The sequence below is a fragment of the Mesorhizobium sp. P2_E6 genome (assembly GCF_056403835.1).
In genome coordinates this window covers 442,052-462,182 of sequence record NZ_JBFUEQ010000003.1, presented here as the reverse complement: position 1 = coordinate 462,182, position 20,131 = coordinate 442,052, and the positions used below count along the sequence as shown (strand labels likewise).

22 protein-coding genes are annotated in these 20,131 nt (G+C 62.9%); 12 read left to right on the top strand and 10 right to left on the bottom strand.

What is annotated here, in order from left to right:
- Positions 1-52 precede the first annotated feature (52 nt).
- A complete protein-coding gene (locus tag AC1D08_RS10155) occupies positions 53-982 on the bottom strand; it encodes an alpha/beta fold hydrolase (protein ID WP_457151704.1) in 930 nt (309 codons plus the stop codon).
- Positions 983-1,170: 188 nt separating this feature from the next.
- Here AC1D08_RS10155 and AC1D08_RS10150 point away from each other — a divergent pair, with 188 nt between their 5' ends.
- Both AC1D08_RS10150 and AC1D08_RS10145 read left to right on the top strand, forming a co-directional pair.
- Positions 1,171-2,178, top strand: a complete 1,008-nt coding sequence (locus AC1D08_RS10150) for a ribonuclease T2 family protein (RefSeq protein WP_477226965.1) — start codon at positions 1,171-1,173, stop codon at positions 2,176-2,178.
- An 86-nt stretch (positions 2,179-2,264) separates the two neighbouring features.
- A complete protein-coding gene (locus AC1D08_RS10145) occupies positions 2,265-2,879 on the top strand; it encodes a hypothetical protein (RefSeq protein ID WP_477423050.1) in 615 nt (204 codons plus the stop codon).
- An 18-nt stretch (positions 2,880-2,897) separates the two neighbouring features.
- Here the strand turns inward: AC1D08_RS10145 and AC1D08_RS10140 are convergent, their stop codons facing one another.
- Complete coding sequence (locus AC1D08_RS10140) at positions 2,898-4,184, bottom strand: GGDEF domain-containing protein (protein WP_457151701.1); 1,287 nt, start codon at positions 4,182-4,184, stop codon at positions 2,898-2,900.
- A 272-nt stretch (positions 4,185-4,456) separates the two neighbouring features.
- Between AC1D08_RS10140 and ettA the strand changes: the two genes are divergently transcribed.
- The 4 genes from ettA (at position 4,457) to AC1D08_RS10120 (ending at position 8,586) form a co-directional block, all read left to right on the top strand.
- Positions 4,457-6,106, top strand: a complete 1,650-nt coding sequence (ettA, locus tag AC1D08_RS10135) for an energy-dependent translational throttle protein EttA (protein WP_457151700.1) — start codon at positions 4,457-4,459, stop codon at positions 6,104-6,106.
- 43 nt (positions 6,107-6,149) lie between these two features.
- Positions 6,150-6,917, top strand: coding sequence for a trans-aconitate 2-methyltransferase (gene tam / locus AC1D08_RS10130; protein ID WP_457151699.1), 768 nt, complete (start codon positions 6,150-6,152; stop codon positions 6,915-6,917).
- A gap of 102 nt (positions 6,918-7,019) precedes the next feature.
- Positions 7,020-7,355 carry a hypothetical protein gene (locus AC1D08_RS10125; RefSeq protein ID WP_457151698.1) on the top strand — a complete coding sequence of 112 codons (336 nt, stop codon included), beginning with the start codon at positions 7,020-7,022 and terminating at the stop codon, positions 7,353-7,355.
- 109 nt (positions 7,356-7,464) lie between these two features.
- On the top strand, positions 7,465-8,586 hold the full coding sequence (locus AC1D08_RS10120) for a beta-ketoacyl-ACP synthase III (RefSeq protein WP_095086841.1): 1,122 nt from the start codon (positions 7,465-7,467) through the stop codon (positions 8,584-8,586).
- Between the two features lie 167 nt (positions 8,587-8,753).
- On the opposite strand, the gene AC1D08_RS10115 is transcribed toward AC1D08_RS10120, so the two are convergent.
- The 3 genes from AC1D08_RS10115 to AC1D08_RS10105 form a co-directional block, all read right to left on the bottom strand.
- Entirely contained in the window at positions 8,754-9,332 is a 579-nt protein-coding gene (locus AC1D08_RS10115) for a methyltransferase family protein (protein ID WP_477226967.1), read from the bottom strand.
- A 110-nt stretch (positions 9,333-9,442) separates the two neighbouring features.
- Positions 9,443-9,841: a VOC family protein gene (locus AC1D08_RS10110; protein ID WP_457151696.1), complete on the bottom strand. Its 399-nt coding sequence runs from the start codon at positions 9,839-9,841 to the stop codon at positions 9,443-9,445.
- A 29-nt stretch (positions 9,842-9,870) separates the two neighbouring features.
- Entirely contained in the window at positions 9,871-10,293 is a 423-nt protein-coding gene (locus tag AC1D08_RS10105; RefSeq protein ID WP_457151695.1) for a tautomerase family protein, read from the bottom strand.
- Positions 10,294-10,489: 196 nt separating this feature from the next.
- On the opposite strand from AC1D08_RS10105, the gene AC1D08_RS10100 reads away from it, so the two are divergent.
- Positions 10,490-11,089, top strand: a complete 600-nt coding sequence (locus AC1D08_RS10100; protein ID WP_477226968.1) for a TetR/AcrR family transcriptional regulator — start codon at positions 10,490-10,492, stop codon at positions 11,087-11,089.
- Positions 11,064-11,681, top strand: a complete 618-nt coding sequence (locus AC1D08_RS10095; protein ID WP_477423048.1) for an MOSC domain-containing protein — start codon at positions 11,064-11,066, stop codon at positions 11,679-11,681. Before AC1D08_RS10100 ends, AC1D08_RS10095 begins: the two co-directional genes overlap by 26 nt.
- A gap of 83 nt (positions 11,682-11,764) precedes the next feature.
- On the opposite strand, the gene AC1D08_RS10090 is transcribed toward AC1D08_RS10095, so the two are convergent.
- Together AC1D08_RS10090 and AC1D08_RS10085 are read right to left on the bottom strand one after the other, a co-directional pair.
- The gene (locus AC1D08_RS10090; RefSeq protein ID WP_095086855.1) at positions 11,765-12,604 is read right to left on the bottom strand and encodes an SDR family oxidoreductase; all 840 of its coding nucleotides are present in this window, start codon (positions 12,602-12,604) and stop codon (positions 11,765-11,767) included.
- Positions 12,605-12,736: 132 nt separating this feature from the next.
- Positions 12,737-13,699, bottom strand: coding sequence for a D-amino acid aminotransferase (locus AC1D08_RS10085; protein ID WP_457151692.1), 963 nt, complete (start codon positions 13,697-13,699; stop codon positions 12,737-12,739).
- Positions 13,700-13,855: 156 nt separating this feature from the next.
- Between AC1D08_RS10085 and AC1D08_RS10080 the strand changes: the two genes are divergently transcribed.
- Positions 13,856-14,359, top strand: a complete 504-nt coding sequence (locus AC1D08_RS10080; protein ID WP_477301997.1) for a hypothetical protein — start codon at positions 13,856-13,858, stop codon at positions 14,357-14,359.
- 11 nt (positions 14,360-14,370) lie between these two features.
- Here AC1D08_RS10080 and AC1D08_RS10075 read toward each other — a convergent pair whose 3' ends face one another.
- Positions 14,371-14,688: a DUF2293 domain-containing protein gene (locus tag AC1D08_RS10075; RefSeq protein WP_457154109.1), complete on the bottom strand. Its 318-nt coding sequence runs from the start codon at positions 14,686-14,688 to the stop codon at positions 14,371-14,373.
- Positions 14,685-15,224 carry a tRNA (N6-threonylcarbamoyladenosine(37)-N6)-methyltransferase TrmO gene (tsaA, locus tag AC1D08_RS10070; RefSeq protein WP_457154110.1) on the bottom strand — a complete coding sequence of 180 codons (540 nt, stop codon included), beginning with the start codon at positions 15,222-15,224 and terminating at the stop codon, positions 14,685-14,687. Before tsaA ends, AC1D08_RS10075 begins: the two co-directional genes overlap by 4 nt.
- A gap of 180 nt (positions 15,225-15,404) precedes the next feature.
- On the opposite strand from tsaA, the gene AC1D08_RS10065 reads away from it, so the two are divergent.
- A complete protein-coding gene (locus AC1D08_RS10065; protein ID WP_457154111.1) occupies positions 15,405-16,412 on the top strand; it encodes an ArsR/SmtB family transcription factor in 1,008 nt (335 codons plus the stop codon).
- On the top strand, positions 16,412-17,329 hold the full coding sequence (gene metF, locus AC1D08_RS10060) for a methylenetetrahydrofolate reductase [NAD(P)H] (protein WP_457154112.1): 918 nt from the start codon (positions 16,412-16,414) through the stop codon (positions 17,327-17,329). The genes AC1D08_RS10065 and metF overlap by 1 nt, the downstream gene beginning before the upstream one ends.
- A gap of 423 nt (positions 17,330-17,752) precedes the next feature.
- Here the strand turns inward: metF and AC1D08_RS10055 are convergent, their stop codons facing one another.
- Entirely contained in the window at positions 17,753-18,670 is a 918-nt protein-coding gene (locus AC1D08_RS10055) for a DMT family transporter (protein WP_477423045.1), read from the bottom strand.
- A 208-nt stretch (positions 18,671-18,878) separates the two neighbouring features.
- Between AC1D08_RS10055 and AC1D08_RS10050 the strand changes: the two genes are divergently transcribed.
- Positions 18,879-20,099 (top strand): alanine racemase, encoded by a 1,221-nt coding sequence (locus tag AC1D08_RS10050; protein WP_457150358.1) that lies wholly within the window; start codon positions 18,879-18,881, stop codon positions 20,097-20,099.
- The last annotated feature ends 32 nt before the right edge of the window (positions 20,100-20,131 follow it).

Below are 20,131 nucleotides of genomic sequence, written 5' to 3'. Positions count from 1 at the left end.
CCTTGCAATGGGCCAAGGTGCCAGTTCGATGCGGATTCGCACCGCTTTGGCCTTATTTTAGCACTCCGTCGGCCCAGGCCGCGAAATCGTCCATGATGATGTCGCGGTTGACCTCGTTCAGGCTTTCGTGGCGGGTGTCGGCGTAAACCTTTGAAACCAGATTCGAAAACCCCATCATGCGCATGCGATTGGCAAGATGGGTGATCCCTTTGCCGTAGTCCGAGGCGGGATCCTTCTCGCCACCGACGACGCTGACTGGGAGATCGCGCCTGATGCCGGCAAAGCCGGCGTCCCTGCCACCATTCAGCGCCATGCCGACGACGTCGCGCCACATCGATACCGAGGCATCCCAGCCGCAGAGCGGATCGGCAATGTACTTCGCCACCTCAGCCTCGTCGCGCGACAGCCAGTCGAACAGCGTGCGGTGATTGGGCACGGCCTTGCCCCAGGCCCGGAAGGTGAGTTTCGGCAGCAGGCGCGATGGGACATCCGAGCCCAGCCGCATCCGTTCCCAGCCAAGAATGCCCAGGGCCAGCTGGCCGAGCAGGCCTTGCGAGAAGTTGCCGTTCCAGATCGCGGCCGCATGAACGCGTGGCGAGTGGTGCAACAGGAAGTTCAGCGCCACGGACGCACCCATCGAATGGCCAAAAAGGATGACCGGCAAGTTCGGCTGTTCGCGGGCGATGAGATCATGGACGGCGCCGACATCGGCGATCACCTTGGCTGAGCCATCCTGGTCGGCGAATTTGCCGAGTGGCGCATCGGGCGCCTTGGTGGCGCCATGGCCGCGATGGTCGTGGACATAGACGTGGTAGCCGCGCGGGCCAAGAAAATCGGCGAAGCGGCCATAGCGCGCGGCGTGCTCTGCCAGCCCGTGATTGATCTGCACGACGGCACGTGGCCTGCCATCGGCCTGCCTGACGAAGAGATTGAGGCTGGCGCCGGTCGGCGAGCGAACCACGCGCTGCTGGCTGAATGACATGCCGCTCGGTCTCCAGGCTCTGCCGCCATCGTGGCGCCGGCTTTGTTTGCGCCGGCACCGGTTTTGCGTCAATCCACCCTGCCTGACTTTCCGCGACGATGTTTCTTGCGTTTGGCCAGCAAAATATCGCAATTCTGACATGGAGACAGCTTCAGTCTGTCGCCCACTTTCTTCAGCCGGGGATTCCTATGCGCATTGGTGTTGTTTTCGGATTGGCCATGCTGGCGGCCTCGCTGGCCGGTGTGGCGCGTGCCGACGTCAAGATGAGGGGCACCTTCGTCGCCGATGCGGCCTGTCCGGCAACGCAAGCCATCAAGAATGGCAAGAATCCGGGCAACGTCTCGACCGATGCTGGACAGAGCTACCAGCTGCTTGCCGGCAACAAGGATGCGCCTACGCATTATCTCATCCTGGTGCCGGGCGCCGATCCGGAGCGCCGCTGGGTGAAGGTCAGCTGCGGCCATGTCTCCGGCAGCAGCGCCGCGACAGTGCCGGCAGCACCTGGTGGGCAAGGCAAGCCGGCGGCGTCGGGAAAGCCTGAATATGTCTTCGCGCTGAGCTGGCAGCCGGCCTTCTGCGAGACCAAGTCGAGCAAGACCGAATGCAAGGCGCAGAGCGCCGGCGATTTCGACGCTACGCATTTCACCTTGCACGGGCTGTGGCCGCAGCCGAACGGCAATTTCTATTGCCAGGCGACAGCGAGCGACAAGGCCAATGACAATCCGGCCCACTGGAAGGACCTGCCACCGGTCAATCTGGATGCCAGCACCCGCACGGAACTCGACCAGGTGATGCCGGGTACCGCCTCCCATCTCGAGCGGCATGAATGGATCAAGCACGGCACTTGCTACGGCAAGAGCCAGCAGGACTATTTCTCCGACGCGCTCAATTTGATGCGCGCGGTGAACAGCTCGCCGGTGCGCGATCTCTTTGCCAAGAACATCGGCGGCAAGCTGACGGCGGACCAGATCCGTGGCGCCTTCGATAGCGCCTTTGGCGCTGGGGCAGGGGACCGGGTGCGGGTCTCCTGCGTCATCGATCCTTCGAGCGGGAGGCGGCTGATCGGCGAACTGACGCTCGGCCTTGCCGGCCCGATCGGGCCCGACAGCTCGCTCAAGGACCTCTTGCTGGCTTCGGTGCCGACCAACAAGGCCGGGTGCCCGACCGGCACCGTTGACGCGATCGGGTTCCAGTAAGCACTGGCTGAACGCCGACGCCTGACTGTCGCCTTGCCTCGTCGTGGTGCTATGCTGCGCCGAGCATCATTCGGGCGGGGGTCTCAATGGTTGGCATGACGAGCAGCGCGCTGGCGCGGCTGGCCTTCTGGGCCAAGGGCATGGTCGCGATCAGCGACGGGCGCATGGAATGGCCGGGTTTTTCCTATAAAGACTCCGAATGGGCGCGCATGCGGACGCTCTCCGAACCGATCGGCGCCGGCACCTACCAGCTGTTCACGATCGTCAATGCGGTGATCTTCATCACTATTGCTTCGCTCGGCATTTTCGGCGTCTTCCTGCCGCTGGCGACAGTGCTGTTTCCCGTTCCGGCCGAGACCAGCGCACTGAAGTTTTCGCTGCTGCTGGCGGCCTGCGCCTTCCTCATCATCGGGCTTGGCCTGCCGATCTCGATGCGCCTCTCGGCAGTGCTGGTGGCCAGCAACGCGGTGCGTGCGGCGCTTGTAGCCGCGCCCGGCGACGAGGCGCTGGCCTCAAAAGTGTCCTGGCAGATCAACCGCATCATGCTGATCATGTGCGGCCTGCTGGTGCCAGGCATCCTGCTGTTCATAGCCTATGACATCGAAGCCGGACCGATCATCACCGCACTGAAATGGCTGGCGATCGCACTGATGGCGGTCTCTACTTTGGCCGGCATTCGGTGGCAGAAAAAGTCGTCGTAAGCTTCACGGGACCGTGCTCTAGATCTGAGCGGATTTGGTCCATGCAACGGCGGCATCGGCCTCGTAGCCGTCCGGCTCGCCAACGACGCGATCGCGTCCGGTCGACTTGGCCTTGTAGAGACGCTGGTCGGCGAGCGCGAACAGATCGGCAAGGCAGCGCGTGGTTTCGCCGACGCTGGAGACGCCGGCGCTGACGGTCAGGTCGAAGCGGCTGGTGTTGGCGGAGGCCTTGACCGCATAGCGAATGCTCTCGCCGAACAGCCTGGCGACCGAGTGCGGACGCGAACTGAGGATGGCGAATTCCTCGCCGCCGATCCGGAACACCTGGTCTTCCGCACTTGCTGCCTCGCCAAGCAGGGCCGCAACGGCTTTCAGCACCTTGTCGCCTTCGGCATGGCCGAAACGGTCGTTGATCGACTTGAAATGGTCGACGTCGATGATCAGCAGGCTGAGCGGCTTCGCCGTTCGCAGGCTGACCTGAACGGCGGCTTCACCATCGCTGTCGAAGCGCCCCCTGTGCAGCAGGCCGGTCAGGCCGTCACGGCCGACATGTTCGACCAGCGCTTCGTAGCGCTCGCGATAGGTCAGCGTGTCGAAGATGTCGGTCAGGCCGCGCGGTAGCGCGATCTGGCGTTCTTCGAACCATCTGAGATAGGCGACGAGCATGGTGCTGTAGGTCAGCGCGGCGACCATCTTGGCAAACCAGCCGCCGAAAAACACCGCGATCGGCGCGCCGGCGACGAAATGCAGCGCGGCGAAGAACCCCGCCTGGTCGAAGGTGAGCACGCAGGCGACCGAAATCAGGATGCGCGCGAACTGTGCCTTGCGCAGGTATCGCCCGAGCTTTTCATAAAGCAGGATGATCAGGATGGCGTCGACGAACAGCAGCGTCGTGCCCCACACCATCAGCCAGCCCATCTCGTCGATGAAACCGATGTCGGGGAGCCTGCCATCGGACAGCGGGGCGATGGCGTGCAGGCGCAACAGCAGCACCAGCCCGATCATCAGCGCATTGCCAAGCAGCAGACCATAGATCGGCTGACGGACGGTGGCGGCGTCCTCCTTCATGTAGAGCAGCAAAAGCATGACCAGCTTGCCGGAAAACAGCACCGCCGAGCCCGGCGAGACCATGCCGAACGGCAAGGCGACGTAAAAGACGCTGGCGAGGTAGGTCTCGAGGAAGTGCATGACGCCAAGCGCGCAGACGAAGACGCCGAGGCCGATGCGCTTCCTGAAGTGGAAAAGCGTCACCATGACGCTGAAGTAGACGACCGCTTCGGCAAGGAGCAGGAAACTGTTCAGCAATGCCGTCGATCCGATCTTTCTCCTGAATCGCGACAAGCCGGCGATTCCACTCGATCCTGTTTTGACCGCGAAGGGTTAACCGGAGCTTTCATCGCGCCCGGCGGCCGGCGGAAAACTTCAGGCCTGGCGGACACTTCCGCGTGTGACCGGCCAGAAGCGGCAAAAGCGATTGCCGTTCGCCGCCGCATCGCCTACATAGCGGCCAACCTCCATTCAATTTGACAAATCCAGTCAGTTTCTCTGGGCCAGTCAGTTTTTCAGGGAAAGCGCGCGTGGCACGCCAGTTCATCTATCACATGGCCGGCCTCAACAAGGCCTATGGCACCAAGAAGGTGCTCGAGAACATCCATCTGTCCTTCTATCCAGATGCCAAGATCGGCATTCTCGGCCCCAACGGCGCCGGCAAGTCGACGATCCTCAAGATCATGGCCGGGCTCGACAAGGAGTGGAACGGCGAGGCGTGGCTCGCCGAAGGCGCCACCGTCGGCTATTTGGCGCAGGAGCCGGCGCTCGATGCGAAGAAGACCGTGTTCGAGAACATCATGGAAGGCGTCGCAGCCAAGACCGCCATCATCGAACGCTACAATGAACTGATGATGAACTATTCCGACGAGACGGCCGATGAGTCGGCCAAGCTCCAGGACGAGATGGACCGGCTGAACCTGTGGGACCTCGAACAGCAGGTCGAGATGGCGATGGAAGCGCTGGGCTGCCCGCCCAAGGACGCCGACGTCACCAAGCTGTCGGGGGGCGAGCGCCGCCGTGTCGCGCTCTGTCAGCTCTTGCTGCGCCAGCCCGACCTGCTGCTGCTCGACGAGCCGACCAACCATCTCGACGCCGAGACCACGGCGTGGCTGGAAAAGCATCTGCGCGCTTACCCGGGCGCGGTGATGATCATTACCCACGATCGCTACTTCCTCGACAATGTCACCGGCTGGATCCTGGAACTCGACCGTGGCCGCGGCATTCCCTATGAGGGCAACTACACCAAGTATCTCGAAGCCAAGGCCAAGCGGCTCAAGCAGGAAGGCCGCGAGGACGACGCCCGCCAGCGCGCCATCGGCCGCGAGCGCGAGTGGATCCAGTCGAGCCCCAAGGCCCGCCAGACCAAGTCCAAGGCGCGTATCCAGGCCTTCCAGGATCTCCTGGATGCAGCCGACAAGCGGCGGCCGACGGACACGCAGATCGTCATCCCGCATGGCGAGCGGCTCGGCAACGTGGTGATCGAGGTCGACAGCCTGTCGAAGGGTTTTGGCGACACGCTGCTGATCGACGGCCTGGAATTCAAGCTGCCGCCCGGCGGCATCGTCGGCGTCATCGGTCCGAACGGCGCCGGCAAGACGACGCTGTTCCGCATGATCACCGGCCAGGAAAAGCCGGATGCCGGCACAGTCCGCGTCGGCGAGACGGTCAAGCTCGGCTATGTCGACCAAAGCCGCGATGCACTCGATCCGTCAAAGACGGTTTGGGAAGAGATTTCCGGCGGCGCCGAAGTGGTCAAGCTCGGCAAGTTCGAAGCCAACACGCGCGCCTATTGCGCGTCGTTCAACTTCCGTGGCGGCGACCAGCAGCAGAAGGTCGGCAACCTCTCCGGCGGCCAGCGCAACCGCGTGCACCTGGCAAAGATGCTGAAGACCGGCGGCAACGTGCTGCTGCTCGACGAACCGACCAACGACCTCGATACGGAAACGCTGGCGGCACTCGAAGACGCGCTGGAAAATTTTGGTGGCTGCGCGGTCATCATCTCGCACGATCGTATGTTCCTCGACCGCTTGGCGACGCACATCCTCGCCTTCGAGGGCGACAGCCACGTCGAATGGTTCGAGGGCAATTTCGAGGATTACGAGCAGGACAAGATCCGCCGCCTCGGGCCGGATGCCGTCAACCCGCACCGCATGACCTACAAGAGGCTGACGCGATAAGGTTTTTTGGGCGGCGAATTCTCAAGCGACATGAGGAGCTCACATGGCTGATTGGTCCGCCGCCCAATATCTGAAATTCGAGGACGAGCGCACGCGACCCGCGCGTGATCTCGCGGCGCAGGTACCGGTGGATTTCCCGCGCCGGGTCGTCGACATCGGATGCGGTCCTGGCAACTCGACCGAGTTGCTTGTCGAGCGCTGGCCGGATGCGCAGGTGAGCGGCTTCGACACGTCGCCCGACATGATCGAGAAGGCGAGGGCGCGCCTGCCTGACGTCACCTTTGACCTGGCAGATGCCTCCAACTGGCAGCCGGGGGTGCCGGTCGATGTGATCTTCGCCAATGCGGTCTTCCAGTGGCTGCCGCAACATCCGGCGGTCTTCCAGCGGCTGATGGGTTTTTTGGCCCCGGGCGGCGCGCTGGCCATTCAGATGCCCGACAATATGGGCGAGGACTCGCACCGCTTGATGCGGGAGACCGCGGCCGAAATGCCGTTTGCCGACAAGATCAAGGGTGCGGCGCGCGCTCCGCTGCCGTCGGTTTCGTTCTATTATGATCTGTTGTCGCCGCTCAGCGATCGGCTGGACATCTGGCACAGCATCTACAACCATCCGCTTGCCGACGCAGAGGCGATCGTCGAATGGGTGAAATCGACCGGGTTGAAACCGTTCCTCGATCCGCTCGAGGCGGACGAGCGCAAAATGTTCCTCGACAGCTACACGGCCAAGATCGCCAGGGCCTATCCGAAGACGGCTAACGGCAAGGTGCTTTTGCGTTTTCCACGCATCTTCATCGTCGCCAAACGGGCTTGATTATCCACGTTGCGACGAGCCAATTGCGGCCGCTTGACCCGGTTTCTTCACCGTGCGCATTTCATCGCGTTGGGTCACGATGGCCCGTGGCAGGGGTGGGTGATGACACTGAAAAAGATGCTTTTCGGCGGCGGCGTGTGCGCGGCAGTGCTTCTGGCGTTCTCGATCTCGGCGGAGGCCAAGCGGGCGCGTTGCTATACCAGCGATGACGGCTATTTCTCATGCAGATACAGGGCGATCGACGACGCGGGCAGCTTCCGCATCTCGGCGCCGGGCTACCCGACCTATGTCCTGGAGATCGACGGGCCGGGCTTTGCCTATGGCTATGTCAATCTCGGCCGCCGCAATGTGCCGCTGCCGGGACAGTTCGTGCGCAGTCGCGACGACGGCGCCTGCTGGAACAACCCGCAGACCAACACCAAGCTGTGCGCCTGGTGAAGTTAGATTTAAGCCGGCGTAAACCGCCTCGGTGAGAAAAGTGTTGCGCCCGAGCGTTTCGGCGCCCACATGAAGCCCGCAACGCCTGCGGATGGGACGGACTGGACACATGCATCGCGTCATCATCAGCGGCATTGGCGTTGAAATCCCCGAACCCAAGATCACCAATGAAGAACTGGTCGCCAGCTTCAATGCCTGGGTCGACATGGAGAACGCGCGCCGCCAGGGCACCGACGAGGCGCCGCTGGCGAAATCGGACAGCGACTTCATCGTCCACGCCTCGGGCGTACGCACACGCCACGTGATCGAGCGCGAAGGCATTCTCGACCCGACCCGCATGGCGCCGCGCATTCCGGCACGGGCCGATGACGCGCTGTCGCTTCAGGCCGAGTTCGGCATTGCCTCGGCGCGAAAGGCTCTCGACCATGCCGGGCTGAAGCCGTCCGATATCGACCTGGTGATCTGCTCGGCCTCGCATCACCAGCGGCCCTATCCGGCGATCGCCATCGAAATGCAGGCGGCGCTTGGCACCAAGGGCGCCGGATTCGACATGGGGCTTGGTTGCTCTTCGGCTGCTGCTGCCTTGCACATCGCCGTCAACCTGGTGCGGTCTGGTGCGCACAAGCGCATTCTGGTGACGACGCCCGAGATCATCACCGGCCATCTCAATTTTCGCGACCGGCAGACGCATTTCATCTTCGGTGACGCCTCGGTGTCGATGGTGGTCGAAGGGCTGGCGCAGGGCGAAAAGCGGCCGGGCCGCTTCGAGGTGCTGGAAACGCGTACCTGGACGCAGATGTCGAACAACATCCGCACCAATCTGGGCTATCACACGCGCACCGCTCAGGATGACCCCTACATGATCAATCTGGAGGGAAACCTGATCAAGCAGGTCGGCAACAAGGTGTTCAAGGAAGTCACCGTCGCCGGGCACAAGTTCATCGTCGAATTCCTCGCCGAGCATGGGCTGACGCCGCAGGCAGTCCGGCGCTTCTGGCTGCATCAGGCCAATGCGCGCATGAACGCCATGATCCTGAAACTGTCGTTCGGCCATGAGGTCGACCACGATCGCGCGCCGATGGTGCTGGAGCGGCTGGGCAACACGGCGGGCGCCGGCGCCATCGTGGCGCTGTCGGAGAACCATGCCGACATGAAGCCCGGCGATTTCGGCCTGATCTGCGCGTTTGGCGCGGGGTATTCAATAGGTGGTGCGCTTCTCAGAATGCTCTAGACTCGGGCATTCGATATTCACCCGGCCTGCGCATTCGGTGCTCCCGCACCCCAAAGCGCGCCCCGTTGCGGTTCCCGGAATCCACCATTCCAGTCGCTGCGCGCCGATGGCGCTGTCGAACACTTCCAGCAAAGCAGTGCGGCAAGAAAATCAGGCTGAAACGGCGCTTACCTGCCGTATCGGGCTGGCGCGAACGGCACCAGCATCGGCACCTGCCTGGCATAGTTGTCATAGGCGCTGCCCAGTTCGCCGCGCATGAAGTGTTCCTCGAGTTTTGCCTTCGTCACGATGCCGATGATGAGCAAAGCGGTTCCGACAATGCCCCAAACCGTACCTTTTGCCGCCATTGTGGCCAGGATCGCCACCAGCAGTCCGGTGTAGATCGGATGCCGGACCAGCCTATAGGGGCCGGTGTCGACGACGTGGTGCCCGGCCTTGGCGGTAATGGTGCCTGACCATAGCCTGCCGAGATGCAGGCGCGCCCACCAGGCAAAGGCGATGCCGATGGCGATCAGAACGACACAGATCCATGCCTCGGCGATGGTAGGCATCCACAACCTGAGGCGGCCTTCATAGCCATGCGCTGGAATGAACAGCAACGCCGCGCCGACCAGCCAGAGAACCCGATAGCGAACCTCCACCCTGAACCCGGCGCGTTTCTGGGCAGGGTCGGCCCAGAGCGCGGCGGCGGCCCAGGTGACCACCCAGATCAGCCAAAGCAGCGCGATTGCTGTCCCGGGACGCATGAGAACCTCCGCAGACTTGGTCTGGCGTCACCATGAAGCCGGCGCGGCGCGGCAGCAATGCGGCGTTGCGTGGACTGGTTCCACTTTCAGGTCGTGATCCGCGCCGGACCTCATTCATTGGGACAGCTGAACATCCATTGCACGCCAAAGGCGTCGACCAGCATGCCGAAGCTGGTTCCCCAATATTGCCGCGCCAGGGGGACGGTGATCCGGCCGCCCGCGGCCATGCGGGCGAAAAGCTCCCGCATCGCCGACAGGCTGTCGAATTCCAAGCAAAGGGCGGAGCCTTTCATCGGCTCGGCATCGTCATTGTCCGAGGCATGAAACAGCACGCCCGGACCTTCGAATCGCGCATGCAACACCTTTCCGCGCATAGCTTCGGTCCGCACCGGCATGGTGTTGTCGCCCCAGCGCAGCAGGATCGTCGCCCGGCCAAGACCGCACTGTTCGTAGAAGGCCAGTGCCGGCTCGCAATTGGTGGTGAAGAACAGCGAAGGGGAGAGCCGCATCGGTTCGCTCCTGTTCGTCGCGGCCGAAATCACTGCGCGGCGGCGGTTGCGGCAGCGACAAGTGCTTCGCCTGAATATTGCCGGCTGCCGATACCCCAACCGCCGTCGGGCGCATTGACGATGTTGATCCAGGTGTTTTCAGGCCGGTGGCCGGGCACGCAGAGCGCGGCGACAATCCCGGCGGCCTCGGTGATGAAGGCATTTCGGGCTTCGATCGAACCGAGGCCGATGTTCGGCAACTTCAGCTCGACCATGACGACCGGCCGATTGGCGCCACCGGCATAAATGCGATGCAGGGGCAGGATATTGACTGTGCCTCCGACGATCGCGGTGAAGAACGAATTGCCTGTGGCGCCGGAGGCTTCGATGAGGGCGGCGCTGAGGCGCGGCAGGATCTCACGCTCTCCCGCCGGGGTCAGTACGCCTTCGGGCGCGGTCACGGTGATTGGCATTTGGCTCTCCTTTTTCGCTGGTTTCCATGGTCTTGCCGGGGACATTTCTTCCGGCTTGCCATGTTTCGTATCAATTGTTACGTTATGCAGACAAGGCGAGTCAAAAGGTTTCGTATCGATCACTATGGATAATTTGGAAAAGCATCGGGGTGGCCGGCCACGCGCCTTCGACCTTGATCGGGCGCTGGATGCGGCGATGCATCTGTTTTGGGAGCATGGCTATGAGGCGACGTCGCTGGCCATGCTGCGCGAGGCGATGGGGCTGACGCCGCCGCAGATCTACAACGCCTTCACCGACAAGGAGACTTTGTTCCGCAAGGCGCTGAAGCGCTACCACCAGACCGAGATCGGCTTTGCGCTGGAGGCGCTGAGCGCGCCGGTGCCGACGGGGGAGGCGATCCGGCGGTTGCTGCTCGGCGCGGCGGAGGCCTATTCCAGACCCGGCAAGCCGGGTGGCTGTCTGTTCGTCAGCGGTGCGCTCGCCGCCTCGCCGCAGGCGCAAGCTATTGCGGATGAACTCAAGGCTTATCGCAAGGCAAGTGAAGCGGCGATCGCCGAGCGGCTGGCCAAGGGCCGGGCAATCGGTGACCTGCCGGAAGGCCTCGCCGTCGAGGGCTTCGCCAAATACCTGTCCGGCGTCATGAACGGCATGTCGATCCAGGCGCGCGACGGCGCTTCGGTCGAAGAGTTGCGCACTTTGGCCCAAACCGCTCTTGCGGCGTTCGCAATCGAAGGGCAAAAACAGGCGCATCATCCAAGGAATGAAGCCGATGCTGGATCTCTTCCCCGAGGCTGAAAAGCCTGTCGAAATCGTCCCGGCGCGTAAGCTGGTCGCCAAGGTGGCGGCGCTTTATCTGGCGCCGTCTGATCATTTCGAGACGCGCCCGGTCGATGCGTTGCGGCTGGGCTTCGATGGCATATCAGGTGATTTCCACGCCGGCGCGACGCGGCGCTCCGGCGGGCGCGAGCCCTGGTATCCGCGCGGCACCGAAATGCGCAACGAGCGGCAATTGTCCGTCGTGGCGGCGGACGAGCTGGCCATCGTTGCCGACCGGATGGGCTTGGCCGAGATCAAGCCGGAGTGGATCGGCGCCAATCTTTTGATCGAAGGTGTGCCGCATCTGTCTATGCTGCCGGCCGGCACGCTGCTGTTCTTCAAGGACGGCGTCACCATCAAGGTCGACGCGCAGAACGGACCTTGCCGTATCGCCGGCCGATCGATCGCCCAACATGCCGGGATGGCCGACATCGAGGCCGGCGCGCTGCTGTTCCCGAAATCGGCGAAGCGGCTGCGCGGCCTCGTCGTCTGGGTCGAGAAGCCGGGAACGATCAATGCCGGCGAGGAGATATCGGTGCGGGTGCCCGAGCAGTGGATCTATCTGAGCTAGACTCTCGCCAGTATTGAAAGGCCGCATAGGGTAGGGGCCACGCCGCCGAGGCGGCGTAGCGTAGCGATATCTCCGAACTGGCCTCAGGCTTTGCGGTTCTTCTTCGCGCCCTGCGCCATGATGGAAACGTCGTCCCACTTTTCCCAGGTGGCGATGCGGTTGGCGTATTCCTGCTTGATCATCGGCAGGCCGCCATCGCCGAAGAACACGCGCAGTGGCGGTTCGGCGGCATCGACAATGGCCAGCATCGCCGGTCCGGTGGCCTCGGGATCGCCGGCGACCGAATTGGCGCGGCGCTCGGCCATCTTGGCGCGGGCGGGCGCATAGGCCTCGATCGGCTTGGAGACCTTGGCCGACGGTCCGGCCCAGTCGGTGGAGAAGCCGCCCGGTTCGACCAGCGTCACGTGGATGCCGAATTCCGCGACCTCGATGCCGAGCGACTGGCTGAAGGCCTCCAGCGCCCATTTCGAGGCATGATAGAGGCCGAGCGAGGCAAAGGCATTGACGCCCCCGATCGACGAGATCTGGATGATGTGGCCGGAACGCTGCGCCCGCATGATAGGCAGTGCGGCCTGGGTGACCCACAGGGCGCCGAAGACATTGGTTTCGATCTGGTCGCGGGCTTCCTGTTCGCTGACTTCCTCGATGGCGCCGAAATGGCCATAGCCGGCATTGTTGATGACGATATCGAGCCGGCCAAAGCGCTTGTGCGCCTCGGCTATCGCGGCGTCGACGGCTTTCTTGTCGGTGACGTCAAGCTTTATCGCGGCGATATTGTCGCCGTACTTCTCGACGAGATCGGCGAGCGTGCCGGCATCGCGGGCGGTCGCCGCGACGCGATCGCCACGGGCGAGTGCGGCCTCGGCCCAGACGCGGCCAAAGCCCTTCGACGATCCGGTGATGAACCAAACCTTGTTTGTCATAATGTGGAGTCCTTGCCCCTGCGGGCGTGATTTCGGGTGAAAGCGGAGGCTTCTCCGCTTTTGGGCATATACGGACAATTCGGCGCTTTTCCAGAGGCGAAGGAAATCTTTTTGAACAGACCGCCTTGTTGATCAGGGGTATTGCACCGGGCTCGACCATGCCGGGTCGTCGTGCTTTTGCCAATAGAGCGTCATCAGGCGGTTGGTGATCGGGCCGACGTTGCCGTTCGCGATCCGGTCGCCGTTGATCTCCGTCACCGGCATGATACCCCCGGCGGTCGAGGTGATGAAGACCTCGTCAGCTTCGCGCAAAGCGGCGACACTGACATCGGTGGCGACGGCGTCGAGACCTTGTTCGGCGCAGAGATCGAAGACGGTGCGCCGGGTGATGCCGGGCAGCACGCCAATGGCCGGCGTCGACAGTTTGCCGTTCTTGACGCAGAAGACGTTGAAGCCCGGGCCCTCGGCGACATTGCCGTTAAAATCGAGAATCAGCGCGGTCTCGGCGCCGCGGTCATAGGCATCATAGAGGCCGCGCACCAGATCGAGCCAGTGGTAGTTCTTGATCGTCGGATCGATCGAGCCCGGCGGGATACGTACCTTGTCGCTGATGGCGAGACGCAGGCCGCGTTGCAACTGCTCGGCATTGGCGACAGAGCCGAACGGCACCGCGAACGCCATGAAGCGGTTGACCGCCTGGCGCGGGTCGCGGCTGAAGGTCGGCGAGGCGCCGCGCGTGCACAGCATTTCGACATAGGCGCTGCGATGTCCCGACAACGCCACGCAATTGTGCAGGATTTCGGTCACGCGTTCACGGTCGAAGGGGATCGTCATGCGCAGCTTTTCCAGCCCGCTGAAGAAACGGTCGAGATGCAGGTCGAGGCGGAAGAAGCGGCCGTTCCAGACATGCACGGTGTCGTAGGTAGCGTCGGAATGCAGAAAACCCCAGTCCAACACCGAGACCTTGGCTTGCGACATCGGCAGGTACTGGCCGTCGAGGAAGGCAACCCCGTCGGGATAGGAATGCGGGTCTACGTGGCTGTCGCTGACCGTTGGCAGTGGCTTCTCATTCGGTCTTGCGATCGTCTGGCTCATCGGGGCGTCCTCTCGCGCAAGGCGGAATCGGCAGGCTATCGGCGCCACGCGGAAGGCATAGAGCCAGCCGACAGGCGCCGTTCGTCCTCGATGGCGATCCGGCCGATACATTGGACTGGAATTGCCCTATGTTGCGGGCTCTGACCGGGAGGGGACATGGGCAGGTTCGGGACCGTCATCGCAGCCATGATGATTTTCGCCGCCACAGGCCAAGCCAGTGCCCAATGCGCGCGCGAAGGCGAGGAACTGTGCCAGAGCGGCCAGACCTATCGCTGCGAGAAAACCGGCAGCGAATTGACGCCGATCTTCCAAAACGTGCCTTGCGCGGTGAATGCGCCGACGCTGAGCGGCACCTGGGTCGGCAGCGGCCACCAGAGCCCGGCCGGGGCCACCGGTGCCGACTGGTCGATCGCTATGACGATCAATGATAGCGGCGCATCGATCGACTATCCGTCACTTGGCTGCGGCGGATCCCTGTCCCAGACGTCCAGCGACGAGACATCAGCGGAATACCATGAGAGCATCACTTACGGTCAGGACAAGTGCATCGACGGCGGCAACGTCACCGTCAGGTTTTTCAAGGGAAATCTGTCCTGGACATGGACCGGCCAGGCGGACGGCCAGCCCTACAATGCGGTCGCCGTGCTGACGCGGCAATAACAGGCTCTGCCTCATTCCTCCTCGTCGTCGGCATCGAGCAGTCGCGTGGCTCGCCAGCGGGTGAGCATGATGTTGGTCTGTTCGATGACGAAGAAACGCGCCGAGTCGCGGTCATAGCCTTCGCCCAGCAGTTTTTCATAATCGGTGTGCACGTGGCGGATGTGGGCAATGGTCGCCAACCACACGGCGATGGTCGGTGGCAACGTCTTCATGTGAACCGAGCCGGCATCCGCGCGGATCTTCTCCATGTCGGCATAGGGCGCCAGCGGCAGCAGTGCTGTCAGCGCCTTGGCGATGGCGCGGCGGCGGCCGGTCGGCGCTGCTCTCATCGCCGAATCCGATTGGGCTCGTCGCGCCCTTCAATGGTCGCCTCGGCGAAGGCATCGGTCGAGGCGAAGTAGGGTTTTATGTCGATGACCGGCGTGCCATCGAGCACGTCGATGGCGTCGAGATCGAGGCGGCCGGTGCCGATGTCGAGCCCGACGAGTTTTGCCACATGCAGGCCGACCGGGTTCGGTCGGGCAGGGGAGCGCAGGCCGAATACGCCTTTTGCTTCAGCCGCATGGCGAGGTTTCTGCACAATCAGAGTCCGCGGCGCATGATGCATCCAGGACAGGATGATGATGTGGCTGGCGCGCTCCAGCCCCTGCAGGCCGCTGCGATAGGGCGCGTCGATGGTCACCACGGCCGGCTGCCCGGTCTCGCGCGCGGCGCGCATGTTCTTAGGGCAGGTCTCCCGTGTCGTCCATGGCGAGGTGATGCGGCCGATGAAGACGATGCCGCCGTCGGCCGGCATCAGTGCCGGATCGTTTTCCAGCTTCTGCTCGCCGTCGCGCGCCTCGAACATCTCACGTGGTCCGGTCATTGCGCCCTCGCATCTTTGGACGTGCATGTCGTTGCCCCAAAACCGCTACACACTTTTGGGCGACATGCACCAAGGGATCACGCAAGCGGCATTTTCTTGTCCGGAAGCGACATAGCGCTTGCAAGGATGCGAAAATCGACATAAACATATGTTTATATCTTTTTCAAAGAGAATACTCTGATGCATGTCTCGCTCGACACCATGGTGGACACATTGAAGGCGGCGGCCGAATCCAGCCGCCTGCGCATATTGGCACTGTTGTCGCGCGGCGACCTCACCGTTTCCGATCTTACCGAAATTCTCGGTCAATCGCAGCCGCGCGTTTCGCGGCACCTCAAGCTGCTGCTGGAGGCCGGGCTAATCGGCCGCTACCAGGAAGGGTCTTGGGCCTTCTTTCGCCTGTCTGATGCGGATTCCGCGCGCGGCTTCGTCATGGGGCTGGTTTCCAGCATTCGCGGCGCCGACCCGCAGGTCGAGCGCGATCTCGAGCGGCTGGGCTCGGTCAAACGCAAGCGGCAGGACCGGGCAGCCGAGTATTTTTCGGTGAATGCGGCAAGCTGGGATCATATCCGCTCGCTTCATGTGCCGGACCGCGCCGTCGAAGCCGCGATGCTGAAGCTGGTCGGCAAGCGGCCGTTCCAGTCAATGCTGGACCTCGGCACCGGCACTGGGCGCCTGCTCGAAATCTTCTCGCCCCTGTACCGGCGCGGTGTCGGCATCGACATGTCGCGCGAGATGCTGACTGTTGCGCGTGCCAATCTCGATAAGGCAGGTGTTTCGAATGCTCAGGTGCGGCAGGGCGACATCTTCGCGCCGCCGGTCGAGCGCGACGCCTTCGATCTCGTCACCATCCACCAGGTGCTGCACTATCTCGACGATCCCGCCCGCGCCATCCACGAGGCGGCGCGGCTTTTGCGTCCAACCGGACGGCTGGTCATCGTCGACTTCGCGCCGCACACGCTGGAATTCCTGCGCGACGAACACGCGCATATGCGGCTCGGCTTTTCCGACCGGCAGATCGCCGACTGGTTTGCGGAAGCCGGCCTCGATCTCGAGGACAGCCAAGAGTTCGAGCCACGCGGCGGCAACGAAGCCAGGCTCACCGTCAAACTCTGGCTTGGGCGCGACCGGCGCCTGCTGATCGCCGATCCTTCCAATGACACAAGGCAGATAAGGGAAATTGCCTGATGAACCAGTTCCGCTTTTCCCGCCGTCCCGACATTGGCGACAAGGTCAGGGTTTCCTTCGAGTTCTTCCCGCCCAAGACCGACGAGATGGAGGCGAGGCTGTGGGACACGGTCACCCGGCTGGAGCCGCTGAAGCCGAAATTCGTCTCGGTGACCTATGGCGCCGGTGGCTCGACGCGTGAGCGTACAGCCCGCACGGTAAAGCGCATCCTGACGGAAACCGGTATTCCGGCCGCGGCGCATCTGACCTGCGTCGGTGCAACGCGCGACGAGGTCGACGCGGTCATCCAGGACTATAAGTCGATCGGCATCAACCGGTTCGTGGCGCTGCGCGGCGATCCGGCCTCGGGTGTCGGCGAACCGTATCGCCCGCATCCCGGTGGCTACGAGAATGGTGCGGAACTGGTCGCCGGACTCAAGAAGATCGCGGATTTCGACATCTCCGTCGCGGCTTATCCGGAAAAGCACCCGCAGAGCCCCGATTTCGCCACCGACATCGAGATGCTGAAACGCAAGGTCGACAATGGTGCGACGCGCGCCATCACCCAGTTCTTCTTCGACAATGATCTCTACGAGCGCTATGTCGAGCGCGTCCGCCGCGCCGGCATCTACATCCCCATCGTGCCGGGCATCCAACCGGTTCACAGTTTCAAGCAGGTCGCGAACTTCTCCGCCAGGGCGGGCGCGCATGTGCCCGGCTGGCTGGCGGAGCGGTTCGAGGGCCTTGACCGGGACCCGCAGACGCATGCGCTGGTGGCGTCGGCGGTGGCGGCCGAACAGGTCATGGACCTGGTCGAGCGCGGGGTCGGGGATTTCCATTTCTATACGATGAACCGAGCCGATCTGGTTTTTGCCATCTGCCACATGATCGGCATCCGTTCACACGAAGCCGAGTCGGCCGGTACCGCCGCGGCCTAGAGCAATTCCCCGTTCGGGATTGCGTCAAAGAGCTTCCGAAATGCAAAAAGGCCGGGCAAAAACCCGGCCTTTTTCGATGGTTTTGACTATGTGGTGCTGGTCTTCCCCGTCTTGGCGGGTCAGGGAAGAAAGCCCATAATGAGGGCTCCGATGAAGGCGAACGCAGCACAGATCATCAATGCGTTGATAGGCCTCGTAAGTCCCATGACATAGCCTCCTCTTAAAGAGCTATGTCCGAGAGTCTAGGTTCATTTGTGCCACAGGCAAGCGAAAAATGTGCTGCATTGCGACGTGATTGCCAGATTTGCGACCCGCCTTTTGCCGTTAGGCATTGAAACTCTTCGGCAAAAACCCGCTTCAGACCTGTGAACAAAATGTGGCGGCGATGTGTCACTATCGTGTCATGGCAGCGCTACCGCGGTTCTAACGCCTTCCGAACGGCCGTCCGTCGATAGTCACGAGGCCAAGTGCGATCAGCACCACGCCGCCGATTTCGAACAGTTCGAGCCGTTCGCCGAGGAACAGGAAGCCGAGCAGCATGGCGCTGGCCGGCACGATGAGCGTGACCAGCGAGGCATTGGTGGCGCCGGCCGAGGCGACGAGGTTGAAATAAAGGATGTAGGCGAAGGCGGTGGACAAAAGCGCCAGCGCCAGCACCGCCGCCCAGACCGGAGGCGAGGCGGAGAACAGACCGGCAGGGCCATAAGCGAAGAGCACGATCGGGATCATGATGATGGTCGAGGCGGTCAATTGTCCGGTGGCGATGACCGGCGATGGCACGCCTTTGAAGCGGCGGGCGACCATCAGCGCCACGCCATAGGACAGCGACGCGCCGATCAGCGCGAATTTGGCCCAGACCGGGCCGCCGAGCCCGGCAAGCAGGCCGGGGCCGATCATCAGCGCCGTGCCGGCGACGCCGAGCGCAATGCCGGCCAGCTTGTTCCAGGAGAGCTTTTCGTCTGATGTCAGCGCGTTGGCGAGGATCAACGTCCAGAACGGCGTCGTTGCGTTGAGCACCGAGGCGACGCCGGCGCCAAGCTGGGTCTGGCCGGCGAAGATCAGCGAGAAAGGGACGACATTGTTGGTCAATGCCAGCAGGAAGAACAGGCCGGCATGGGGAAGCGCGAGGCGGAAAGACGGTCCGCGAATGGCGAGATAGAGCTGCAGCGCGATCGCCGCGATGGCGACGCGAAACAGCACCAGCACCAGCGGATGAAGTTCCGCCACCGCGATGCGGGCAAAGAAGAACGAGCCACCCCATATCGCACCGAGCAGCAGGAGCTGTCCCCAGTCCTTGAGCACCATCGGCCCGCGTGGCGCTGATGTCGCGGCCATTGCCATGTCAATCGTCCTCCCCAGACGGCCTGAATGCCAGCCGGTCAGCCAGAACGCATATCGGGTCTGGCGACAAGGGCCACCCGAAACCTGACTGATGGCAAACACTGCCACTTGGACCTAGCGCAGCTGCGTCAGTGCCACGAGACACAGAATTGTTTTCATTAGCCGCTAGCTTGGATTAATTGTGCGCAGCCGACATGAGGATTCGTCCATGCAGCGATTCGAGAATGCCCGCGAGGCGGCACTGGCGCTTCGCCCGGACGATCCGGTCTATTGCTTCCGCCCGCAGGTGCTGATGGCGGATGCCAGGCAGTTCATGGGCATGTTCCCCGGCAAGACCGCCTATGCGGTCAAGACCAATGGCGAGCCGATCGTACTCAAGGCGCTGGTTGAGGCCGGCGTCACTGCTTTCGACGTCGCCTCGCCAGGCGAGTTCGCCGCCGTGCGCGCGGTCTCACCCGATGCCGAGATGCTCTACATGCATCCGGTCAAGGCGCAGTCGGACATCAAGCTGGCACTGGAGAAGTACGCCATCCGTGTCATTTCGCTCGACCATGAGGACGAGATCACCAAGCTGACACGGGTGGTGCGGGCGCTCGACATCGATCCAGGCGCGATAGCCGTGTTCGTGCGGGTGCAGACCAAGGGGCTTGCCGCCTACGAACTGTCGAAGAAGTTCGGCGCCGGGCCGGCCTATGCGGTAGAGCTGGCGGAGCGGCTGAACCGCACTGGCTACAAGGTCGGCCTGTGTTTCCATGTCGGCAGCCAGATCGAGGATCCCGATACCTATGAGCGGGCGCTGGCCTCGGCCGACTGGGTGCGCAACCGCCTGACCTTCGACATTGCCGGGCTCGATGTCGGCGGTGGCTTTCCAGCCGAGTACGGCCACGACCCGAACCGCAAGCACATCGAGATGCCGTCGCTCGGCCAGATCATGTCGCGGCTTTCCGGCGACCTCAAGGAATACCAATTCGACCACATACCGCTGGTGGCCGAGCCCGGCAGGGTGATCGTGGCGCGCTGCCTGTCGCTGATCGTGCGGGTGCTCTTGCGCAAGGGCAAGCGGCTCTACATCAATGACGGCATCTGGGCGTCGCTGTCGGACTCCTGGACCGGCAAGATCACGCTGCCGGCGCGTTTCATCCCCGATCCGGCGATCCGCTCGCGCAATGGGGAGGAAAAGAACATCGTGCCGTTCAAGGTCTGCGGCGCGACCTGCGATTCTGTCGACATCCTGTCGCGGCCATTCTGGCTGCCTGAAACGGTCGACACGGGCGACTGGATCGAGATCGGCCATATCGGCGCCTATTCGCTGTCGCTTAGGACCCGCTTCAACGGCTTTTACCCCGACACCTTCGTCGAGGTAACGACGCCGTTCGACGAAGGCGACGCGCCGCAAGGCTTTGCGAGTTTGGAGACGATGGCGAATTAGTGAGGTGGTGAGTAGAAGCAGCCCTTCTATTC